Below are 1279 nucleotides of genomic sequence, written 5' to 3'. Positions count from 1 at the left end.
GCGCGCGGCCGACGCGTGGCTGGCCGAAATGGACCGGCGCGGCGTGCCCTGCGCCCCGATCAACAGCTACGCCGAGATCCTCTCCGACCCGCAGGTCGAGGCGATGGGGCTGGTGCGCCCCCTGACACTTCCGAACGGCGTGGAGACGCGCAGCGTCGGCTTTCCCATCGCGATCTCGGGCTACCGCTACGAGACCTACCGGCCGCCGCCGGAGTTCGGCGCGCACACCGAGGAGGTCTTCGCGGACTGGGGCGAAAAGGAGGAAAAGGGGTGACCCCCTTTCTCCCCGGCCGCGCGACCTATGTCGGCCACTTGAAATCGAGATTGCGGGCTTGCAGGAAATCGAGCTCGGCCGTCGTGCTGTAGGCCTTCTGCTCGCCACGGAACTTGTTCAAGCTTTCGAACACCTTCTTGCTCAGCGCGTTCTGCTGGATGAACTCGGAGATGACCTCGCCGGTGGTCTGCCCGATCTGCTGCAGCTGGTCGTTGCTGAGCCGGCGCACCTGAACGCCGTGCTGGTTCACGAACAGCTCGAGCACCGGGCCCGAGCGGCCCTTGAACTCGCTCAGGATCACCATGTTGGCCGCCTGCGCGGAGGCGTTGACGATCGCCTTGAGATCCGCCGGCAAGCCGCTCCGGGCATCGAGGTTCACGAACAGCTCGAGCGACGTGGCCGGCCCATGCCAGCCCGCCGAGCAGTGCGCCGAAGCACCGGCCCATGGTCATCAGCTTCAGCAGCTCCTCGGCGACGCGCGAGTGCTCCAGCATGACCCCCATGAATACGAACAGCGGCACGGCGACCAGGACCTCGTTGCCCATGACGCCGAAGAACCGGCCCGGAATCGCGCTATAGAAGAACAGGTCGAAGATGTCGAGTATACCGCGACTCTTTGAGAATGCGAACTCCCAGAGGAAGCGAGAAATGGTTTGCCAAAGCTGATTTTTGGGATTCTTGTGGGCACATGATTCGCGCAGGATTCTTGAACACGACGGAACGGGAAGAGCTGATCGAGTTGGCTCGCATGGGTTCGGTGGAGCATCGGCTGGCGCGGCGCGCCAATTCTCTTGTGCTGCTCGACCGGGGGATGAGTTGCGAAGATATCGGGTCAGTGCTTCTGCTTGACGACGATACGGTTCGGGCCTGGTACCGGCTCTACATGGAAGACGGGCTCGAGGGTCTGGCCGGGTTCGGCTACGAGGGCAGCGCCTGTCATCTGAGCGCGCGCCAGCAGGAAGAGCTTCAGGCATGGGTTGGCGAGACCTTGCCGCGCACGACGCG

General features: G+C 64.0%; 3 protein-coding genes. 2 read left to right on the top strand and 1 reads right to left on the bottom strand.

Annotated elements, in window-relative coordinates; translation table 11 throughout:
- The coding region (locus GY769_17690; protein MCP4203754.1) for a CoA transferase at positions 1-274 on the top strand (274 nt) is incomplete at its 5' end.
- On the opposite strand, the gene GY769_17685 is transcribed toward GY769_17690, so the two are convergent.
- The gene (locus GY769_17685) at positions 196-819 is read right to left on the bottom strand and encodes a TRAP transporter large permease subunit (GenBank protein MCP4203753.1); all 624 of its coding nucleotides are present in this window, start codon (positions 817-819) and stop codon (positions 196-198) included. The two genes, GY769_17690 and GY769_17685, sit on opposite strands and share 79 nt — an antisense overlap.
- 143 nt (positions 820-962) lie before the next feature.
- Here GY769_17685 and GY769_17680 point away from each other — a divergent pair.
- The coding region (locus GY769_17680) for a helix-turn-helix domain-containing protein (protein MCP4203752.1) at positions 963-1279 on the top strand (317 nt) is incomplete at its 3' end.

The sequence above is a fragment of the bacterium genome, from assembly GCA_024224155.1.
Lineage (GTDB): Bacteria > Acidobacteriota > Thermoanaerobaculia > Multivoradales > JAHEKO01 > CALZIK01.
The sequence above is the reverse complement of the archived record's forward strand: the minus strand, read 5'-3'. Positions and strand labels throughout refer to the sequence as shown.

Bases quoted from the DNA above. Each gene is read 5' to 3' on its own strand.
- GY769_17685 (MCP4203753.1), bottom strand. From the start codon at position 819: ATGGGCAACGAGGTCCTGGTCGCCGTGCCGCTGTTCGTATTCATGGGG.